Genomic DNA, 20463 nt, shown 5'->3' on the forward strand with positions numbered 1-20463 from the left:
AAAATACACCAATGTTGGTGTATTTTCCGCTTAATTTAACCCAAATTCCTTTATTTTGTTATACAATGTCCCTCTTGAAATCCCTAACAGATTAGCCGCTGCACTTTTATTTCCATATGTTTTTCTTAATGCTTCCTCAATCTCTATGACTTCAGGATTGATTACTACCTCTTCCTGTGGAACGAATTCTCCTTTTTGACTGGTAGATAGTTTCGCCAGCACATTACTCTTCATATTTTCTGGTAAATGTTCATCAGTAATGACTGATTGGTCTGTAAGGAGAACCAACCGCTCGATTGTGTTCCTTAGCTCGCGGATGTTTCCTGGCCAGTCGTAGTTCACCAACTGGTCCATAGTCTGAGAAGAAATCTCTGGTACGGGCTTTTTATATTTAGAACTGAATTCTTGAATAAATTTCTTTGCATTTGCTATGATATCCTCTTTTCTGCTTCTTAATGGCGGGATATCGATGGTAATGACAGATAAATGAAAATAAAGCTGCTCGCTAAAATTTCCTTGTTTCACGAGAATTTCAATCGATTCTGAGGTGGAAGTAATAATTCGTGTTGGTGAGGTGATTTTCTCTACCCCGCCCACCCGGTAAAAACTATGATCGACCATATAATTTAATAGTTTCCCTTGAACTGGAAGCGGCATCTTATCAATATCTTCTATGAATAACGTACCGCCTATAGCTTGCTCAATCCGGCCGACTTGTAAAGTTTGCTGTTCCTCGGTAAAGGTTTCCCTATGAAAACCGAAAAGTTCCATTTCCAACAAGGCAGGAGGGATGACCGAACAGTTAAGGGTGATAAACGGACCTTCGGCTTTCGTGCCTCCATAATGAATCGCTTGTGCCAGCATTTCCTTTCCAGCCCCAGGTTCCCCTGTTAAATGGATCGGGATATCAGCATGAGCAACCTTTTGCGCAATCTTCAAGGATTCCTGAAATTTAGAATTCCTGCTTAACATAGTTGAAAAGGGATTGGACTTTTGAACAAGTAAGGAAGAGTTTGAATCCAATTCTTCGTTAAGCCGGATAATATTCGTGATATTTTGTTCAGTCGCTACTCCGCCAATGATTTTATTTTCGATCATTATTGGTGAAGCATTGATGAGAACGTGTGTATCCCGATCAGGTCGATGATATTGCCCTCTAACTGGTCGTCCTTCATTTAAAATACGGTGGAGGATAATCGATTCATCACGAAAGTGTTCCCCTATTTTTTTTCCGAGGATGTACTCTTTTTTAATCTTATAGGTTTCTTGTGCCGTTGTATTCCAATAGACGACATGTCCTGCTTGGTCAACCGCTGTAACCGATTCATTAATCGTCTCTGCTAAGGTCTGAAAATAAGCAGAAATTTGGCGATTTTCTTCTTCTAGCATTTCCATCCGTTTTTCAACTGGAAGAACACCAATAATTTCCTTTTCGTTTTGAACAAGAACCGGTCTGCGCCAATCAACATCAGGATTGACTAGATTGACATCAGAAATCACGGTTGATTTCAGCCAATGGAGCTGTTCGAGCCACTCAATAATGGGGATGGAGTCGTCGCCTAAGGCCATCAGGCTGTTTTCATAATTCGAAATAATAAAGTATGTTCCACCTGATACAATAACAAAATTGTACTCGTTCAGTTTCTTTTTTATTTCTAGTAATGGTATATGTTGATTTACAATTGTAAAGGAGTCATCCAGTATCAATTGAACACTTTTGAACATACTAAAATCCTTTCATGCCTTTTTTTTCACTTTAACATAAATTGAACGTGTATTCTAGCAAACCAGCCCTTTTAAGTCCGATATAACATTGGGGTTGGTGAATATGAATAAAAAAAGCTGATCCCGTAGTTCATTCGGGTTTTCAGCTTTTTCATAAACATATTCTTTAAAACCTTTAGATCAAAAGGTTTATGCCGAGTGTTTATATTGGTCAAATTCTCTTTGTAATTGCTCACTCGGTTCCGGAGTCATCAAGCTGACAATCCAGATGGCAGCCAAGCCTACAATGAATCCTGGGATGATTTCGTATAAACTATTTTTTAAGACTGGGATACTTGCCCAAATGATAACCGTTACGGCACCGCCAATCATTCCGGCAAGTGCACCCCATCTGTTCATCCGTTTCCAGTAAAGACTCATAAGAATGACAGGCCCAAACGATGCTCCAAAGCCAGCCCAAGCGTATCCAACCAGCGATAAAATGGTTCCATTTTTATCAAAAGCAATGACAACAGCAATGATTGAAACAACTAGCACCGAAAGTCTGCTAATAAACATGAGTTCTTTATCTGTAGCTGAACGGCGGAAGAACGTCTTATAGACATCTTCAGTAAGAGAGCTTGCGGTTACAAGAAGTTGGGAAGAAATCGTGCTCATGACGGCTGCTAATAATGCGGCCAGTAAAAATCCAGTAATCAATGGATGAAATAATATTCTACTTAATTCAATAAAGACGGTTTCAGGATCTGCTAGTGTGAGTCCTTGTTTAGAATAAAAGGCCAAACCGATGAAACCAGTAAACATCGCACCACATACAGAAAAAATCATCCAGCCCATACCAATCTGTCTAGCTTTTTTAATTTCTTTCACGGACGAAATCGCCATAAAGCGGACAATAATATGCGGCTGGCCAAAGTAACCCAACCCCCACGCCATCAAGGAAACAATGCCTAACACGGTAGTCCCTTTAAAAATATCGAATAACTTCGGATCGATTGCCTTTATTTCCTGAAATGCGGGACCAATTCCGCCTACTTCCATGATGGTCACAACTGGTACTAAAATAAGAGCGGTTACCATAATTAAACCTTGTACAAAATCGGTCCAGCTTACCGCCAAAAACCCGCCAAATAACGTATAAGCAATTACGACAGCAGCGATAATCCAAAGTCCTGCCTGGTAATGCAGATTAAAGGTTGATTCAAACAGAACCCCGCCTGAAACCATGCCCGATGATACATAAAAAGTAAAAAAGACAATAATGATGAGTCCAGAGGTCAAACGCAGCATATTCGAACCATCAGCAAAACGATTCTCCAGGAACGCAGGAATGGTCATCGAATTGTTGGCGTTCTCTGTATAAGTTCTTAAACTTGGTGCTACATAAAGCCAGTTGATATAGGCTCCAATAGTTAAACCGATGGCAATCCATGAGGCACTCAAGCCTTGAGAAAACATCGCCCCAGGGAGACCCATAAGCAGCCAGCCGCTCATATCAGATGCCCCTGCACTTAGTGCAGTAACAGCAGGCCCCAGCCCTCTTCCGCCTAACATATAATCTTCTAGATTAGACGTACGCTTGTACGCAAAATAACCAATAATCAGCATACCTACCATATAAATACCGATAGAAATAAGAATCTGTATATTCAAGGCCCATCCTCCATTCTGTTTTTAAATCCCAAAATCATATGAAGCGCTTACATTAAAAGATTAAACACAGTTGCTTTTAGGAGAATTCCCCCCTCTTGATGAGGGGGGTTCCCCGTTTATACTATTATTAAAGTTTTCTAGATTTCAGTTTAGCTTGAGTAAACAACAGCAAGTAATCGTATCCGCCAGCTTTTGAATCCGTGCCTGACATGTTGAATCCGCCAAATGGATGAGCACCCACTAATGCACCTGTACACTTTTTATTAATATAAAGATTCCCGCAATGCATGTTATCTAGGGCATACTGAATTCGTTCCTCATTCTGGGAATGATAAGCCCCTGTTAATCCATAATCGGTATCATTGTAGATTTCAATCGCTTCCTGCCAGTCAGCTGCTTTCGCAAGGGCAAGGACAGGGCCAAAGATTTCCTCTTGCATGATCCGGGCTTTTGGTTGAACATCTGCAAATACAGTTGGTTCGATGTAGAACCCGTTCCCCTCTGCTCTAGAGCCGCCTGTAAGCAATCTGCCTTCTGTTTTACCTATTTCGATATAGCCCATGATTTTATCCATTGATTTTTGGTCGATCACTGGTCCCACCGCATAGTTCTCTTCTGGAAGACCAACTGTAAGATTTTTCGTTAATTCGGTTACTTTCTCAACGACTTCATCATATACCGATTCCACAATAATTGCTCGAGAGCCCGCGGAACATTTTTGTCCTTGGAAGCCAAATGCGGAAGCGACAATCGCCGCTGCTGCTGCATCTAAGTCGGCTGTTTCATCAACAACAACTCCGTCTTTACCGCCCATCTCAGCAATGACACGCTTTAACCACAATTGACCTGGATGTACCTTTGAAGCTCTTTCATAAATACGGCAGCCTACTGCACGAGAGCCTGTAAAAGAGATAAACCGAGTGCTTGGATGTTCAACCAAATACTCACCTACATCAATTCCATCGCCTGGTAAATAGTTGAGGACGCCTGAAGGAAGACCCACCTCTTCCATTAATTCCACAAATTTGGCAGCAATCACTGGAGTAGCATCTGCTGGTTTCAAAATCACCGTATTACCTGAGACAATCGCTGCGACAGTGGTTCCCGCCATAATCGCCAATGGGAAGTTAAACGGAGAAATAATTATCCCTACACCAAGAGGAATATACGAAATTTGATTATCTTCTCCTTCAATGTTAACAAGTGGCTGATGATTACTTGTCTCGCTTAGGCGAATCATTTCTCTCGCATAGAATTCTAGAAAATCGATGGCTTCTGCTGTATCAGCATCTGCTTCAGCCCAGTTTTTCCCAGATTCATAGACAAGGTACGAAGAAAATTCATGCTTGCGCTGTCTCATTAAATTTGCTGCTTTGAATAGATATTCCGCACGCTCAGCTGGAGCAACCTTTTTCCAAGTTTCAAAGGTTTTTAACGCTTCTTGCATTGCATTTTCAGCTAATTCTTTATTGCCTTTGCTAACGGATCCGATGACTTCATCCACATTTCCCGGATTAATAGAAATCGTTTGTTCCTCAGTAAATAGCTTTTCATTGCCAATTACTAGCGGGTACTTCCTGCCTAACTCCGTTTTCACTTTTGCAAGCGCTGCAACCATCAATTTCTTATTTTCTTCCAGAGTAAAATTGGTAAAAGGCTCATTTTTAAATGGTGCATGTTGTGTTACGGTTGTCATAATATTCCGTCTCCTTTTTATGTAAAATTTTTATTTTAATAGATTTTTTAGTACAAACCATACATTGGCAGGTCTTTCTGCCAACCGTCTCATAAAATAACCAAACCAGTCTACCCCGTAAGGCACATAAACTCGGACTCTGAACCCTTCTTTTACAAGTCTAGCTTGAATATCCTCACAAATTCCATATAGCATTTGGAACTCAAATTGGTCTTTAGCTATTTGGTATTCATTTACCAATGTTTTTGTATATTCAATCATCGCTGCATCATGGGTTGCTACCGCTGTATAGTTCCCATTTAATAGATGTTGCTTAATAATCTTTTTGAAATTCTCATCGACATCTTTTTTCTCCGGAAAAGCAACTGTTGGAGACTCTTTATATGCCCCTTTTACGAGACGCAGGTTTGCGTTCAGATGATTTAAGTCTGCAATATCCTGTTCTGTTCTGAATAGATAGGCCTGAATAACAAGTCCGACATTGTCATATTCCTTCCGAAGCTCTTTATAAATATCCAATGATATTTGACAGTGATCATAATCTTCCATATCGATTCTGACAAAATTTTGATGGAGTTGAGCTCGGTTAAGAATTTTACGCATATTCTTCATACATAACTCTTTGCTAATATCAAGGCCAAGCGATGTCATTTTAAGAGAAAGATTGGACTTGACCCCTGCTTCGGCAATCGCATCGAGAGTTTGAATGCACATGGCAGTGGATTCCTGCGCCTCTTCTTCTGTGTAAACAAATTCCCCAAGGTGATCTAAAGTGACCATTTTCCCATCACCGTTCAACTTTTTCACGGAATCAATCGCTGTTTGGATCGTTTCCCCCGCCACAAATCGCCCGGCACCAAATCTCAAACCGTATTTTTTTGCTAGTTTGTTAGCTGAGGTATTCTTCCCAAGTGATTGAAACATATTTCTCATTAATAATTCCATACTTCAAACCTCCTTAATTGAATGAACAGTTTTGTTTATTATGTAATTCCCTGATCCAATCTTATAACACATTATACATAAGTGTCCATATATTTTTAAAATTTAAACATATTTGTTAACTTGTTAACCTAATTATACTTTTTGTTCAATCACTATTGAACAACCTTGTAAGGAAATCAGACATGGTTTTTTTCTGATCACTAATAGGAACAATATATAAAAAAGAATCTCTGATAAAGGGAATTTGTGTAATTACTTTAATGGTAGTTTTCTTTGAAAAATGCGCTAGGAACAAAGTCTAAAGGAAATTTGATGGATTTACTTTCCACTTGTATTTCTTAAAAATAAAAAGGAGAAGATTCTGAAAGGTTGTGTTCGGATAAGATGCTTTATATACGGGATATTGAGAAAATCATTGAACATACATTACAAGAGCACAAATTAACTATTGATTATGAGATTAGCAATAACCTGCCCGCACCTATGAGTTTTAACGTCTCTACAAATACGCTGAAGTTTAACTATTTAAAAATTAATGGATACATAGCAAATTTTAACTTTAAAATTAAAGAAACAGATGAAGATTGTGTTAAAATTATCCTATATCATCAACTCGGTTATTTTTTAGATTTTAAGAAAAACAAACATGATTTAAGGATCATCAAGTATGGCGAGGATGATGAAAAAGCACAACTTTTAACAAAAATAGAAACGAATGCATGGGATTTTGGCAGAACCTTGGTACCTGAGAAACTATTAAATTCCTATGATAAAGTCCGTCAATTAGATAAAATGCTGATAAAAAGCTATTAATAAATATATATGATCTGATAGATAAGGAGAAAATAAATGATTTGGTTAATTATTTCCACTTTACTAGCTGCATCTGTCGCTTGGTTAACTTTTGTTGTAAAAAAGGAAAAGGCTAAGCAAAAAGAAATGAGAAACGATCATTACCAAGAATTAGAAGCGCTCAAAGAAATACAAAAGGCATCAATGGAAACGGCAGCAACGAAGTATGATGAGAAGATTATGGGATTGAGCGAATCTTACCAACGAGAAATTGAAAAACTAGTGATCGAAAAGGAAGAAATACGGAAAAATTATAAAAACCAAGGGGAAATCGTCACCTACCAGATACTAGAAAATTTCAAATCTGATTTAATTCGAAAAAAAATCATTCCACCAGATGAAATGATTATTATGCCGAACATTTATATACCAGATGGAAACGGTAAAACTCGGCAAATTGACCACCTTGTCCTTTTATCAACGGGGATCTATGTCATAGAAACTAAATACTGGAAAGGCCACATCGTTCTAGGATTGACAAGAAGTAACAGCCAGAGGTTTTCTTTTTTAGCAGATATAGTAGATAGTGAGAAAGAGGAAACGCTGATCTTTGGTAAATCGGAGACGGGAGAATTAACGGTAAAAACGTATGAAAATCCAATATGTCAGGTTCAACAGACTGCCGTAATCCTATCTAATTATTTGCAAAGTCAAGATGTTCCCTCTTGGATCAACACCTTATTATTCTTTAATTACGATGTAAAAGAGCTTCACGATTGGTCGGATAACAGCATAGTGAAGCGTGTTGCCAACAAAGAACAGTTACACCAGTTTTTTATCAATGAGCTTACATCCAAAAATAGAATATATGGAGCTTTTCAGCTGAATACGATTAAGCATCTGATTGAAAATGCTAATTTTCATTGAGTTGTCGTATATAAAATTACAAGTAAACAAAAAAGGAGAACACTTTCATAGCTTACCGAAGAGTGTTCTCATTTAAATTCAAATATCGATGAAATTGAGATATAGTTTTTTCAGGATTCCATTTCTTCATCAACTAGTACGTAAGTGTTTTTTTATGTATTTCATTACTCCAAAGCCCGTTCATATGCTTTTGGCGGTGATTCTAACCAAGCTTTTTGAATCAAGATATTCATACCATCATCAACAAATGCCCCAATGTTGATAAGAGTTCTTATATACAACATATCGATATCTCTTCGTGCCGTTACCGCCAATGAGTTTCCAAATGCCCTTACCTTCATCGCAAACATATCCACTTTATGAAACAACATGATTTTATCGGAGAAAGGTGGATAGGTAGATGTGGTAACCAAATGGTCTAGGTAGTCAGGTGAATGTATACTTTCAACGTGAAGTTTTTCCTTATATTGTTTTACAGCTTTATCCGTCATTTCTAAACCTCTTTTAAACAAAGCCCTTATCTTGTCATCTTTAACGGTCTGATGAAAGCCCAATAATAAAGCCATACTTGTAGTGTTATTCTCTATATTATCCCAAAGATGAATGATTTCTAATGCCTGTAACGGGCGGACATCTCCCATAAAACCGTTTAAGAAACTTTGTTTATCAACTTTTTCAATTCCATCTGGTATGGGAATGGTGGGAGGATTAGCAATAAATTTATTTTCCATTAAAACATTATTAATTTGCCCTAACAGAACAGTAGTACATTGATTACAATAAATAAAGAACTCTCGTACGTCCTCCCTCATGATCAATGGTACTGCTACGGCGTAAAGGCTCATACCTGCCTTTGCAGCATATTTTAAATAGTGAACATAAAATTCATCTTTGTATAAACGAGGGGCACCAAGATTGACATCATCTTTCGTAAATCCAATTGGGATAGGAAAATTCTCCTTTTTAAAAAACGCTTCGATCCTAGTCATGAAATCCTTGGATAAAGCTAAGCCATTTTCTAATAACATCTTAATGTCTTCTTCCTCACAATGTTGATGAAAATAACTTAAAATTTGAATGGACATGCTGTTTCCCATATAAGTAGCCCAGAGTTTACCTATTTCAAAGGACGAAAAAGGCTGGGTCTCATCTAATAATTTTGGATTAATATTCAATGGTTTCATCACATTCATAGGATTTAGGTCTTTATCCGTGGTCATAACTAATCTCCTTTTCCCGCATTTTGCTTATCTTTTCCATTGAAATAGAATTTAATTCCAACAAATATAACCCTAAAATCAACATTTTCTGAGAATCATTGCCCTCTGTACATTAAATGAATTTGATTCGCGATATAATCTGAACTAAAGTGAAGCCCCTTCTTTACCCACCACATGATGATGCCTACCAATGAGGCTGTTTTAATATCAATCGCAACATAATCAGCAGGTAAATCCTCCTTGATTTTCTTCCTTCTTGTTCCTACTACCTTTTTTAATAATAAAAACAATTCTTCCTCAAACTGATTCATATTAAATAAAATAAGTAAATAATTTCGATGGATATATAAATAGTCAAGCAATTGGGTTAGCTGTTGTTTTTCTGATAAATCTTTTGCATGAATTAAAGGATCAAACTTATCAGATAGCTCATTTAAAATCTCATTCGTGATTTGGGTTAGTAAATCTTGAATATCCTGATAATGTAAGTAAAACGTTGTTCGATTTAAACCTGCTTTGGCTGCGACTTTCTGAACCGTTAAATTTGAAATAGACGAGTTCTCGCTTAAAAGAGAAAAGACAGCATTTTTAAACATTTCCTTTGAACGCATGGTACGGGGATCTTCTTTTTTAGGAATAGACATTATTAAACTCCTTTATAGATTTTCCTTTGACTTTCACAACAGTACCGATAGTCTATGTTGATTAGTGGACATTTCGAATAAAACTGTTCATGGTCAGAAACCTATTTTCTTGTTACTATGAATTTTATCGACACATTGTTGAGAATTCAAGTCTAGAAAAAAGGGTAAATGAATGAATAATGAAATAACAGAAAGTAATAAAAAAATCTTATTAATTGTCCTGATTGCCGGCTGTTTTTTATCGACGTTAAATCAAACGTTATTAAATGTGGCATTGAGCAGTTTCATGGACTTTTTTCATGTAACTCCGGCCACTGTTCAATGGTTGTCTACGGGGTTTATGCTAGTAAACGGTGTTTTAGTGCCAATTACAGCGTTTTTAATGAAGCGTTTTACAACAAGGCAGCTATTTATTAGTTCGATGTTCTTTTTGTTGATCGGTTCTATTATTTGTGCCTGCGCAATGAATTTTGGCATGCTGTTAACAGGAAGAATGATTCAAGCCGTAGGTGCTGGAATTATTATGCCGCTCATGATGACTGTCATTTTATATTTATATCCTATTGAAAAACGTGGAAGTATTATGGGAACCATTGGTTTTGCAATCATTTTTGCTCCCGCCATTGCTCCAACATTATCTGGGTTTATCATTGAATATGTATCATGGAGATGGCTATTTATTGGGTTAGCTCCATTTGTATTCATTGCCATACTTCTCTCGTTTAAATATTTAATGAATGTTGCGGAAACAACAAAAGCAAAAATAGATATGGCAAGTGTCGTTTTATCAACCATTGGCTTTGGCTGTATTTTATATGGATTTAGCAGCGCAGGCAGCAAGGGATGGGGTCATCCTATTGTCATTTCAACCATCGTCGTCGGAATCATCGTTACGATTTTATTCTGTATACGCCAATTGAAATCCAAAGATCCATTATTAAATTTATCCGTATTTAAGTATAAAATTTTCACTCTGACATCGTTCATCAATATCCTAAATACGATGATTATGTATGCGGATTTAATTCTTTTACCCATTTATTTGCAGAATGGACGTGGATTTACAGCTTTTGAGGCAGGCCTGCTTTTATTGCCTGGAGCGATCATTAATGCCTTCTTATCCCCTGTTACTGGTAGAATGTATGATAAATACGGTGCTAAACCACTCTTTATAATAGGTTTACTTTTTATCATTATTTCCATGTGGGGAGTCATTGATTTGTCCGAATCCACCACCTATATGTATTTAATGTTTCGCACGGTCATTTTACGGATTGGATTAAGCTTCATTTCTATGCCATTAAATACTGCAGGGTTAAATGCTTTACCAAAAGAATTGGGTTCACATGGTTCAGCAGTTAATAATACGATTCGCCAATTGGCAGGTGCAATTGGCACAGCTGTTGTCGTAACAGTGTATACGATTCAAGCGAAATCTCATGCCACTGAACTCTCCATGGAAAACGGGAGAATGACAAAGGTGCAACTATCAAAATTAGCTTCTATATATGGTGCAAGTGATGCCTATACATTTATGCTAATCTTAGGATTTGTGGCGCTCATTGTTGCATGCTTTATGCCTAAGAAGCAGCTATTCAAGAAAGTGGACTTCAAAAATCAATCACCTGAGATATTTTATAGACATAAAATATCTATAAATCCGCAGAAAATAGTGATTGAATGCCTGTTGTTATAACCGGATTGGATAGTGTCATCTATCAAGGCTTTCCTACTCCCCTTTTTGGAGACTGGGGTCTGCCTATTATGGGGAGCCCCCTCATTATTACTATTTAATTGGACATACCAAATATTATATAAGCCCAGGATTAATACCTATGTTTCCCTATTGGGCTCCATTTCGCTGTTACACAGTGTAACAGCGAAATGGCGAAGCCTTCTTAAGAGCCCTGGAAAAACGATGTATATTCTTATTTTTTTAAATGGTAAGGAACGGTCGTGATAATCACGTTTTTCCGAAACAACAAATAGGCACGAATCAGTAAACTCGATTGATTATGAAGAATGTTGTGCCATCCCTTCTTTGGGATAAATTGCGGAATGATTACGGTGACTCGATAGTTTGCTTCACTCGCTTTATGTTCAATCGTATCAACAAATTTGGTAAGAGGATTAATGATACTTCTATAATGCGAGTGGAGCGTCACCAGTCTTACATCCGGCTGCCACTTCTTCCACTTTTCTTCAAAGTTTTTTTCGTCGTCTCTTTCAAAGGAAACATATACGGCAATAATATGTTCTTGAGAAAGTGATTTAGCATAGTTTATCGAATTCGCTACCACATTTGTCATACCAGCCACAGGGACGATTAGTACATTCCCTTCAATAGGCATCAGAGGTTCACAAGTGGTGAGCCTAAGTTGGTCACCAACAGCTTCATAATGCTTTCTAATTCGGTAGAAAAAAAAGAGAATAATAGGTAAAAAGATTAATACCGGCCATACTTGAGTGAACTTAGTTAAAAAGAACATCATGGTGACAATAAAGCTAATCAATGCCCCTATTGTATTAATGATTAGTTTGGGAAGCCAGCCTTGTGGCCTCTCTCGAACCCATTTAACGATCATTCCCGTTTGGGATAAGGTAAATGGAATAAACACTCCGACTGCATATAGAGGAATTAAATGCTCTGTCTCCGCTTGAAAAGCAATAATTAACATGATTGACGTGATGGCAAGCATGATAATGCCATTTGAGTACCCCAATCTGTCTCCTCTAATAAGAAACATCCTTGGTATAAACTTATCTTTGGCAAGATTAACTGCCAGTAATGGGAATGCAGAATAACCAGTGTTGGCAGCAAGGATTAAGATTAAGGCTGTCGTACCTTGAATAAAATAATACATGACATTCCGCCCGAAAGTTTCCTCTGCAATCTGTGATACTACCGTTACCTCTGCCTTTGGAGTAATCCCATAATAGTAAGCTAAATAAATAATCCCAGAAAATAATATACCAAGTAAGGCACCCATCATCATTAACGTTTTAGAAGCATTATTAGGTGCTGGATCCTTGAAATTAGGTATGGCATTGGATATTGCTTCAACCCCAGTTAAGGCGGAACTTCCTGAAGCAAACGCCCTCAAGAGAATAAACAAACTGATTCCTGTTACAGGTGTCCCAATTGGGTGATGTAATTCAGGTGATACTCCCCCTGATAGAATATGATAAAGACCTACACCAATTAAGATGAATAATGCTAATACGAACAAGTACACGGGGTAGGCTAATATGGATGCAGATTCCGTTACTCCTCTTAAATTTAAAATGGTAATTAAAATCACGAATACAATGGCAATTTCAACATTAAATTTATGCAAGGAAGGAAACGCAGATGTGATAGCGTCTGTACCTGCAGACACACTAACCGCAACAGTTAAGATGTAGTCTACCAAAAGTGAGCCCCCAGCTATTAAACCAGGATTTACACCTAAGTTGTTTTTTGAAACCACATAGGCTCCCCCGCCGTGAGGATACGCAAAGATGATTTGCCGATAAGACAGTATAAGAGCTGTTAAAAGGATTAGTACACCCACTGCGATCGGAATCGAATACCAAAATGCTGTGGCACCTACAGTAACTAAAACGATAAGTATTTGTTCAGGACCATATGCCACCGACGATAGTGCATCAGATGAAAGGATCGCTAAGGCTTTGGTTTTGTTAAGTTTCTGTTCTCCTAATTCATTGGATTTCAATGGTCGCCCAATTAAAAACCTTTTTAATGATGAAATCATTTATTACTCGCCACCTACTAGTTTAAAAGTTTACTATTACCTTTTTTTAATGTGAATTTCCCAAAATGAGATTTATTTTACATAAAAAAAAGTGCCTACAAGTCATAGTAAATAGACCTGTAGACACATTAATTTTCTCGTGTCACAAGCTCCACCTTCCTTCTCATATAACGCTTACGAGGTTAGCTGTCGGATTCGGACCTTTGAGTAGCCCTACCTTAAAAGGATTCACCCCTTGGGATAAGTAATATCCCGCAAAAATGGTTCCCCCGTACCTAATGGTTTCAGCGATTTAGAAATTTGAAACTGTGTTAATATTACTCCTATGTTCAGTGAATGTAAATGAATTTTTTTCCAAGTGATTAAATTCCATAAAAATGGAAATGTTAAAAACGTAGTATGCTATAGAAAAATATTATTGCTTATCGCATAGGAGGATTAACATGTTTAAAGACAACAATCCCTTTTTTTCTGATGAATATTTAGAGGAGTTAGCGAAAGAAATCGATGAGCAATATGGTGGTCCCATAAAAGAACAAATGATCGATCCATTAGAAAATGATTTAGAGTAACTCCATTTTAGACCGCTTTTTATGCGGTTTTTAATCAATCAAAATTCTCGGTACCCCAGTATAGCCTGTTCGTTTACAAATTCCTCATTTAAAATTCCCATTTTACGAATATGTGCGCGAGTTTTTTCATCCCCCAAATAATGTAGTAAGGAATAGATTAGCAGAATACGTAGATCGTATTCTTTATTTTGGGGCTGATGATGATATTCAAGATATGGAATGTGGGCTCGAAAATAACTTTCCCAATCTGTTTCCTCGGTTTTATCAAACAACCGTTTTAAAACAGAAATTTCTCTATCCGTTGCTTCAATCCTAAAATCCCATTCCGATCCATCAGGTTCACTAAAAATCTCGTGTGATTGAATATTAATATAGTAGTTGTGTCTTAGTTCATCCATACGACCATCTCCCATCCTTTTTTTTTATGTATACCACAACTCTGAAAGTCCCAAACGTATAGGAGAAATGGTTTCATTAATTAGTAGAAATTTAAATTTTTACATTTCCAGCCTATTTTATTTGTATTCAGCACTTGTCCCATTCAGTTTTTATTTGGAGTACATATATTATTACTACCAAACATTTAGAAGTACCTCCTCCAGCGTTTGCATATTTGCAGACGCTTTTTTATATTTGGCTATGTTAAACTTGCCTGTTGATTTCCGCAACAGGCACTCGCTTTTCCGCGACCCAAAAAAACTTTTTAAAAATAAGTGAAAGCGTTCACAAATAATTGTGGTAATCGCTTACAAAATCATATATAATTATATTAAAATTACAACTTGTGAGGTGAAACACATGAAAGAATATATTTTTCTTCTAGAAGAACCTGTTGGTACGAGAGAAATTAAAATTTTAGCATCAGGAATGATGGATGCCTTCAAAAAGGCAAAGGAATTTCGAAAAAATATTGTCCAAGATACTAAATCAAAGGTCAATATGATCCTAAAAGGTGTTAGATATACGGATTAACCTAATAAAAATATATTGAAAGGAAATATCCTAACCTATATGTTCTTATTAAGATTAATAGTAGACAAATAAAGGAGAACACATTCGCAGTTTAACGAAATGTGATCTCCTTTTAATTTATATCTTTAGATACTTGGTTTCTTGACTGAGTATTTTTCACCCGATAGTTTGATCCTTAGCGAAGATTTTCGTACCAACACAAAATAAGAAAGGAAAGCTAGAATACTTGAGCACATGATGATGACACCCATCGGAACGCCTGTATACGCCCCTGCTATTCCCACAAGTGGAGCACTTAATGAGCCAAGTACAAATGGCAATACGCCTAATAATGCAGAGGCACTACCCGCAATATGGCCTTGCGTTTCAATCGCTAAAGTAAATGACGTGGTTCCAATCATACTGATGGAAGAAATAAAAAAGAAAATCGGAACGACAACGGCGAAAAGTGGTGCGTTTAATAGTAAAGCGATGAGTAAAACGGCACCAGCTATATTAGCGATGACTAACCCTATTTTTAAGAAAGTCCGCTCAGAAATGATATCTGCAAAGCGGCCAACCAGCTGACTTCCAATAATTAATGCTAATCCATTGGTCCCGAATAATAAACTAAATTGCTGCGGTGTGACATGATAAATATTCTGATAGACAAATGGAATCCCAGATACATAGGCAAATATACCTGCAGTAGTAAAGGCTTGAGTGAGTGCGTATCCCATGAATGTTCGATCTCTGAATAATGAACCGAAATTGCTCATGATTTGTGGCAAATTGCTTGGAACACGGTTTTCATCTGGCAGGGTTTCTTCTAATTTGAGTGTAACCGTGAAGAGCAGCACTGCACCAATACAGGCCAAAGCAACAAAAACCCCATGCCAATTGGTAAACGTAAGAATCCCGCCTCCCACAATCGGTGCAGCGATTGGCCCGAGGTTACCCACTAACACCATCAGCGTAAAGAACTTGGTCAGTTCCTTTCCACTAAAAAGATCTCTGACAATCGCTTTAGAAATCACAAGTCCTCCAGCTGCAGCAAACCCCTGAACTAGACGAGCAATAATAAGGAAATAAATATTCGGCGCAAACGCGCATGTAATAGAAGCAAGTAAGTACAAGGTGATAAAGATGAGCAAGGGTTGCTTCCGGCCCTTCACATCACTCATCGGACCAATAACCAATTGCCCTAGTCCTAGGCCTAATAAACAGGAGGTTAAACTAATTTGTACAAGTGAAGCCGTCGTATCAAAATCTTTTACAATCGTTGGAAAAGACGGTAAATACGTATCGATTGTAAATGGCCCTAACAGTCCAAGTGATCCTAAGAGGATGGCAAGCTGTATTCGTTTCTTTCCAGTAAGTTTATTCAATTTCCATCGCCTTTCTATATAAATCGTATTTTTTACATTTATTTCGATATCCTAAATTAATAAATTTTATTATACCCTGAACCTTGCTCAAGGGTAAACAATTAAAATCAGGGAAAGCGGTTCCAATTTTTCGAAACTTGGGTGAACAGGGGGAAAGTGCTCTTGGTCCAGCGCCATTCTTTTTGACCAAAAAGGTAAATTAACAGCAAAAAAGGCTGATGATGAGTTGTTTCACAAAACAACCATTCTATCAAGCCTTATGTTCAAGATTCGTAATTGCTAGCGCTCGTTACCTCAATAATTTTTATTTAACCTTTCTTACATAAACCCACCTCCGCTCATTGAATACCAAAGCATTAACAGAATTCTAATAAATTGAAAAATAGACCATTGATTGAATGCAGATGAACTTCATGAAGAAAAAAACTGTCCCATATTTCTTATAAAGGGTTCCGTTTTGAGGTGCTTTTCACTTTAGTCGAGTAACCAGCAATAGTAAAATAGGCGGAGATGTTCCGGTTAATTTCACAGTGGAGCTCGTTTCGGGGTAAATAAGCGGAGGTTTTCCGATTATGTAAAGCAAAATCCCCCATTTTCAAATTTTTCGAGCCATTAGGCGGAATCTCTCCGTCTATTTAAGCCCATTTTAATAATAATTAAAAATAGGCGGAATTTTTCCGTCTATTTAGCAGCTCGGCTGCTTCACCTGTTCCCCCACCCCATAAGTGCGGACCCTTAAATATTAATGAAGTTTTTAGGATACAGGACAGTACTTTCTCTCAACGATTCTTTCAGCAATATGGTTAAATAATATACCTGTAATCATTTTTCAAAACTGTCAGATTCCATTTGAAAATGAAATTCGAATTTAGGCCAAAGTAGTATTTTTTTTTTTAAAAGTCCTAATTTTAGAAATCAGGTAGTTTGTCCAATCTCACTTAATCCTTTTCCATAGACTAATTAAAAAGGAGATGAGATAGTGAAGAAATATAAAGGAGAATTACTCACAGATTTCTCAAGAAATTCTAAAAATGAACCTTTAATGGAAGAAAAAGTATATCAATCATCGGCACACCAAGAGTGTGTTGACCGTGCTTATCGTATTCCCATATTTTTAAGTACGACAACTCATTTAAATGAAAACCAACAACGGTTTCTAGACCGTCTAATTTTAGAGATTGAGAGTGCTTTACTTTTTCCGCGTACTTTACCTTTAAGCGAAAGTTATCCCGAATCCATTTTAACCGATATTCGTCGGTTAGTTTCATCAAGCTATGGAATGTTGGCAGTAAACCTTCGTCGTTTTAAAATTCAAACAGTTGACGTCAATGCAGGACCCCTTCCACCATCCACTCCTTTCTGGATAGGATCAGTTTATTCACAAGTAGAACCTTCAATGGCTTTTCAATTTGGTCTCCCCTTATTATTAGTAAGGGAAGAAGATACTGACGCAAATAATGGAATTTGGGCAGGGGGAATTGCCCCACTCAACCTATTTATAGTTTGGCATTCTGAAACTCAAACTGTTGATCAATTTTTTAACACTCCTGAATGGAGATCAGCCTTTGCAAATTGGAGTGCACTAGTAAGAAATGCTTTTTATATTCAGACAGAGCCTAAGTTCAAGTATAGATGTGAATGATAAACTGGTACTTTACCATCAAAAAGAATATTTTTAATAAGTTGAAAATATACAAGAATTTATTCACCTTTATATATTTTTGGCTTATTTACATAAAAATAACATTTGCATAAATAAAACTTTTTAGTTTCCACATACACTTACTTCTTAAGCTAACCTACACGTTAGTCAAGATAAAAAGGAAACAAGCTATCCAAAAACTACTTTTTGGTTCATTCCACTTCTCTAATAAATCCAATTTCATTTATTCCTACAAATGTTTTTTTACTTTTTTATATTTTACAAATAAAATGAAATTGATTGTTGCCAAAAAGTCAAGATTTGACAAATTCTCAACTTAACAGAAATTCTATACTCACTAGCAACGGTAATGACTGGAAAAGTCAATAAAATCAACAAACTTTATATGTTTCTAATCTCTTATGTATTTTGTTACACTTCCAAGAATGTAGAAAATGTCGAAATATAAAAACTAAAACTGGTAAATTTGTTGCTATCATATCAAATGAGTTTAAAAGTATTCCTTTTTAAGAGGATCATTACATATTTGAAATGGCTTCACTTGTTGTCCATGTAGCACTACTGAAAGCTCGGTAGTTTGTAACAGCAGCTTGAAAATCGTTTTCACTTATAGTGGCAGTTGCATCGTAAACAACAGCTGTCTTGAAACCATTTTCGATTAAATCTCTCATATGCGATTCAACACATACGTTTGATAATACCCCAGCCAGAATTACTTGTTCTTTTCTGCGTTGCCTTAGTTGATAGACCAAATCATTTGTCTGAGGACTGGCCACCTTGTGCGGTGTAGCAATGACAGATGTTTTGTCCCAGATATACGGAGATAAAGTTGGAACATAATCTGCTTCCGAAGTTGGCGGACTATATTGATTTAATTTCTGATAAACACGCAAACTAATCAACATCTCCTGTTCGCTACCTGTAAACTGCCAATCATAGTCATGTGGATATAAAAAGTGCGGGGAAACAAAGAGTTGATAACCTTTACTACGGGCAGTGCTTAATAGTAGTTCCAAGTTGGCTAACGTATTATTCTGTTTAATGTTAGCCTTTGTCAAATGGTATCCTCTTCCGCCTGGAGACAAAAAGTCATTTTGAGGATCTGTAATAACTATTGCAGTATTCGCTGGGTTTGGTTTAAACATAGAATTATTCCCACCTTTTTTATGTTTTCACTTATCGATTATATGAACTACATTGATTAAAAATTACTTAGGAAGAAATTTTGAATTTAATGAGTGACAATTACGTACGGATAAACAAATACAACTCTTGCACAGAAACCCCATTTCTTTTTTTGTATGATTTTCTTCCAATAAACATAAAGAAGAGGCTGCTCCAATGGAAGCGCCAATCGTACGATAACTATCATTGCCTTCTAAGTAGTGATGAACAGCCGCTAATTTATCCTCCGCACTAAATTTAGCCATAAAAAACACCCCGTAACTGTTAGGATGGTGTCTAACAGTTACGGGGCAAATCAATTTCTCAATGGACAGTTTTTTCTCCCAACGATTCTTTCAAGAAGGTGGTTATATAATCGACATTGGTTAATTTTTTGTTACATTCTGTGCTATCAAAGCAAATATAGTTTCCGATCGCTTTATAGTAATCAGGATTCTTAGCCTTTTTTGCTTTTGTAACAGTGGAGATATAGGCAACCTGGCCAAATCGATTACAGAAGGAACAGATATTATCCTTTGGAAGCAAGTTGTATTTACATTCTATTCCAACCATCTTCTCCTCTAACTCATACACAATAAACTTCTTATTTGTGCTGATATCAACCCAACTTAAATAAGAAAGTTGATCTAGATGTATTTTATCTAAGTCAGGAAGCTTTAATTTTTTATTTTTGGGAAACATCTTTTTCAATTGTGCCTCAGAGATCTTAGGAAATGGCAGCAGATAGTCCTGAAGCTGTTTCATGTATTTGTCATATTCCTGCTCAGTTTTAAGCGCAGAAAGATCCAATATTTCCTTTTGTTCGTTCGTTGCATTTGGAAATAGTTCGATGATTTTCGTGTTCGCTAAATCCCTTACGGCCTGAATTACATTTGGGGCCACATTCTTTTTGTAGCTATCTTTAATCAGGGTAACCTGATTTTGAATAAAATTAAAATCCGCATTTTTAATATACTTTTCGGTCATATGTTCACCCTCCTTCCATTTATTTTAAAGAATAACGTTGGATGAGAAAATGTAAAATTCAACTTAGAAATGTTCTATACATAAAAAACGCACGGACAAAATCACCCGTGCTTTGAGTAGACTATTTTTTTGATGGTTTCGATTGAAAGGAAATATTCTTCCGCTAAATCCTGAATACTTGTTCCGCTCATAAAGGCGCTTTTTATATCAGAATTTCGCTGATCAAGGAGCTTTCTCCCACCGCTTAGAGTGCCCCATTTACGAAAAGTCGTTTCCGGTTTAGGGATATAAATCGTTTCACCCTGTACATATTTTTGAATTTCTCTTATAAGATTCTCAGGTAAAATGTTGCTTGCATTTACATATTTCAAGACTGCCAGC

At 36.8% G+C, this 20463-nt stretch carries 19 protein-coding genes and 1 riboswitch; of the genes, 6 read left to right on the forward strand and 13 right to left on the reverse strand.

The features are described 5' to 3' along the window. Nucleotides 1-30: 30 nt before the first annotated feature. The 4 genes from FS608_RS17010 to FS608_RS17025 all read right to left on the reverse strand — a co-directional run bounded on the left by FS608_RS17010 (nt 31) and on the right by FS608_RS17025 (nt 6019). Nucleotides 31-1725: a sigma-54 interaction domain-containing protein gene (locus tag FS608_RS17010; RefSeq protein WP_144553143.1), complete on the reverse strand. Its 1695-nt coding sequence runs from the start codon at nt 1723-1725 to the stop codon at nt 31-33. A 189-nt stretch (nt 1726-1914) separates the two neighbouring features. Next, nucleotides 1915-3378: a sodium/proline symporter PutP gene (putP, locus tag FS608_RS17015; RefSeq protein WP_144553145.1), complete on the reverse strand. Its 1464-nt coding sequence runs from the start codon at nt 3376-3378 to the stop codon at nt 1915-1917. A gap of 127 nt (nt 3379-3505) precedes the next feature. Then, nucleotides 3506-5074 (reverse strand): L-glutamate gamma-semialdehyde dehydrogenase, encoded by a 1569-nt coding sequence (pruA, locus tag FS608_RS17020; protein WP_144553148.1) that lies wholly within the window; start codon nt 5072-5074, stop codon nt 3506-3508. 30 nt (nt 5075-5104) lie between these two features. Next, entirely contained in the window at nt 5105-6019 is a 915-nt protein-coding gene (locus tag FS608_RS17025; RefSeq protein ID WP_144553150.1) for a proline dehydrogenase family protein, read from the reverse strand. 384 nt (nt 6020-6403) lie between these two features. On the opposite strand from FS608_RS17025, the gene FS608_RS17030 reads away from it, so the two are divergent. Both FS608_RS17030 and FS608_RS17035 read left to right on the forward strand, forming a co-directional pair. Next, nucleotides 6404-6832 carry a hypothetical protein gene (locus FS608_RS17030; RefSeq protein ID WP_144553152.1) on the forward strand — a complete coding sequence of 143 codons (429 nt, stop codon included), beginning with the start codon at nt 6404-6406 and terminating at the stop codon, nt 6830-6832. 36 nt (nt 6833-6868) lie between these two features. After that, nucleotides 6869-7738, forward strand: a complete 870-nt coding sequence (locus FS608_RS17035) for a nuclease-related domain-containing protein (RefSeq protein WP_144553154.1) — start codon at nt 6869-6871, stop codon at nt 7736-7738. A gap of 164 nt (nt 7739-7902) precedes the next feature. Here FS608_RS17035 and FS608_RS17040 read toward each other — a convergent pair whose 3' ends face one another. Both FS608_RS17040 and FS608_RS17045 read right to left on the reverse strand, forming a co-directional pair. Beyond that, nucleotides 7903-8958: a DUF3231 family protein gene (locus FS608_RS17040; protein ID WP_260871719.1), complete on the reverse strand. Its 1056-nt coding sequence runs from the start codon at nt 8956-8958 to the stop codon at nt 7903-7905. Between the two features lie 95 nt (nt 8959-9053). After that, nucleotides 9054-9602, reverse strand: a complete 549-nt coding sequence (locus FS608_RS17045) for a TetR/AcrR family transcriptional regulator (RefSeq protein WP_144553157.1) — start codon at nt 9600-9602, stop codon at nt 9054-9056. A 172-nt stretch (nt 9603-9774) separates the two neighbouring features. Between FS608_RS17045 and FS608_RS17050 the strand changes: the two genes are divergently transcribed. After that, nucleotides 9775-11298, forward strand: a complete 1524-nt coding sequence (locus FS608_RS17050; protein WP_144553159.1) for a DHA2 family efflux MFS transporter permease subunit — start codon at nt 9775-9777, stop codon at nt 11296-11298. Between the two features lie 232 nt (nt 11299-11530). Here FS608_RS17050 and FS608_RS17055 read toward each other — a convergent pair whose 3' ends face one another. Then, nucleotides 11531-13357: an APC family permease gene (locus tag FS608_RS17055; RefSeq protein ID WP_144553161.1), complete on the reverse strand. Its 1827-nt coding sequence runs from the start codon at nt 13355-13357 to the stop codon at nt 11531-11533. A gap of 155 nt (nt 13358-13512) precedes the next feature. Then, nucleotides 13513-13657: riboswitch (cyclic di-AMP (ydaO/yuaA leader) on the reverse strand. Nucleotides 13658-13800: 143 nt separating this feature from the next. On the opposite strand from FS608_RS17055, the gene FS608_RS17060 reads away from it, so the two are divergent. Then, the gene (locus FS608_RS17060) at nt 13801-13929 is read left to right on the forward strand and encodes a hypothetical protein (RefSeq protein ID WP_144553163.1); all 129 of its coding nucleotides are present in this window, start codon (nt 13801-13803) and stop codon (nt 13927-13929) included. A gap of 38 nt (nt 13930-13967) precedes the next feature. Here the strand turns inward: FS608_RS17060 and FS608_RS17065 are convergent, their stop codons facing one another. After that, nucleotides 13968-14327, reverse strand: a complete 360-nt coding sequence (locus FS608_RS17065; RefSeq protein WP_144553165.1) for a hydrolase — start codon at nt 14325-14327, stop codon at nt 13968-13970. A gap of 400 nt (nt 14328-14727) precedes the next feature. Between FS608_RS17065 and FS608_RS30370 the strand changes: the two genes are divergently transcribed. Further along, on the forward strand, nt 14728-14901 hold the full coding sequence (locus FS608_RS30370) for a hypothetical protein (RefSeq protein WP_186328781.1): 174 nt from the start codon (nt 14728-14730) through the stop codon (nt 14899-14901). A gap of 125 nt (nt 14902-15026) precedes the next feature. Here FS608_RS30370 and FS608_RS17070 read toward each other — a convergent pair whose 3' ends face one another. After that, entirely contained in the window at nt 15027-16268 is a 1242-nt protein-coding gene (locus tag FS608_RS17070) for a Bcr/CflA family multidrug efflux MFS transporter (protein WP_144553167.1), read from the reverse strand. A 1042-nt stretch (nt 16269-17310) separates the two neighbouring features. Between FS608_RS17070 and FS608_RS17075 the strand changes: the two genes are divergently transcribed. Next, nucleotides 17311-17910: a hypothetical protein gene (locus FS608_RS17075; RefSeq protein ID WP_144553489.1), complete on the forward strand. Its 600-nt coding sequence runs from the start codon at nt 17311-17313 to the stop codon at nt 17908-17910. Nucleotides 17911-18449: 539 nt separating this feature from the next. Here FS608_RS17075 and FS608_RS17080 read toward each other — a convergent pair. The 4 genes from FS608_RS17080 to FS608_RS17095 all read right to left on the reverse strand — a co-directional run bounded on the left by FS608_RS17080 (nt 18450) and on the right by FS608_RS17095 (nt 20453). Beyond that, nucleotides 18450-19076 (reverse strand): cysteine hydrolase family protein, encoded by a 627-nt coding sequence (locus tag FS608_RS17080; RefSeq protein ID WP_144553169.1) that lies wholly within the window; start codon nt 19074-19076, stop codon nt 18450-18452. A 63-nt stretch (nt 19077-19139) separates the two neighbouring features. Then, a complete protein-coding gene (locus tag FS608_RS17085) occupies nt 19140-19361 on the reverse strand; it encodes a transposase (RefSeq protein WP_144553171.1) in 222 nt (73 codons plus the stop codon). A gap of 58 nt (nt 19362-19419) precedes the next feature. Continuing rightward, nucleotides 19420-20082 carry a FusB/FusC family EF-G-binding protein gene (locus tag FS608_RS17090; protein ID WP_144553173.1) on the reverse strand — a complete coding sequence of 221 codons (663 nt, stop codon included), beginning with the start codon at nt 20080-20082 and terminating at the stop codon, nt 19420-19422. A 101-nt stretch (nt 20083-20183) separates the two neighbouring features. After that, nucleotides 20184-20453, reverse strand: a complete 270-nt coding sequence (locus FS608_RS17095) for a CD3324 family protein (protein ID WP_144553176.1) — start codon at nt 20451-20453, stop codon at nt 20184-20186. Nucleotides 20454-20463: the final 10 nt, after the last annotated feature.

Source organism: Bacillus sp. X1(2014), from assembly GCF_007678255.1.

Bases quoted from the DNA above. Each gene is read 5' to 3' on its own strand.
- FS608_RS17010 (WP_144553143.1), bottom strand. From the start codon at position 1,725: ATGTTCAAAAGTGTTCAATTGATACTGGATGACTCCTTTACAATTGTA.
- pruA (WP_144553148.1), bottom strand. From the start codon at position 5,074: ATGACAACCGTAACACAACATGCACCATTTAAAAATGAGCCTTTTACC.
- FS608_RS17025 (WP_144553150.1), bottom strand. From the start codon at position 6,019: ATGGAATTATTAATGAGAAATATGTTTCAATCACTTGGGAAGAATACC.
- FS608_RS17030 (WP_144553152.1), top strand. From the start codon at position 6,404: ATGCTTTATATACGGGATATTGAGAAAATCATTGAACATACATTACAA.
- FS608_RS17035 (WP_144553154.1), top strand. From the start codon at position 6,869: ATGATTTGGTTAATTATTTCCACTTTACTAGCTGCATCTGTCGCTTGG.
- FS608_RS17040 (WP_260871719.1), bottom strand. From the start codon at position 8,958: ATGACCACGGATAAAGACCTAAATCCTATGAATGTGATGAAACCATTG.
- FS608_RS17045 (WP_144553157.1), bottom strand. From the start codon at position 9,602: ATGTCTATTCCTAAAAAAGAAGATCCCCGTACCATGCGTTCAAAGGAA.
- FS608_RS17050 (WP_144553159.1), top strand. From the start codon at position 9,775: ATGAATAATGAAATAACAGAAAGTAATAAAAAAATCTTATTAATTGTC.
- FS608_RS17055 (WP_144553161.1), bottom strand. From the start codon at position 13,357: ATGATTTCATCATTAAAAAGGTTTTTAATTGGGCGACCATTGAAATCC.
- FS608_RS17060 (WP_144553163.1), top strand. From the start codon at position 13,801: ATGTTTAAAGACAACAATCCCTTTTTTTCTGATGAATATTTAGAGGAG.
- FS608_RS17065 (WP_144553165.1), bottom strand. From the start codon at position 14,327: ATGGATGAACTAAGACACAACTACTATATTAATATTCAATCACACGAG.
- FS608_RS30370 (WP_186328781.1), top strand. From the start codon at position 14,728: ATGAAAGAATATATTTTTCTTCTAGAAGAACCTGTTGGTACGAGAGAA.
- FS608_RS17075 (WP_144553489.1), top strand. From the start codon at position 17,311: ATGGAAGAAAAAGTATATCAATCATCGGCACACCAAGAGTGTGTTGAC.
- FS608_RS17080 (WP_144553169.1), bottom strand. From the start codon at position 19,076: ATGTTTAAACCAAACCCAGCGAATACTGCAATAGTTATTACAGATCCT.
- FS608_RS17085 (WP_144553171.1), bottom strand. From the start codon at position 19,361: ATGGCTAAATTTAGTGCGGAGGATAAATTAGCGGCTGTTCATCACTAC.
- FS608_RS17090 (WP_144553173.1), bottom strand. From the start codon at position 20,082: ATGACCGAAAAGTATATTAAAAATGCGGATTTTAATTTTATTCAAAAT.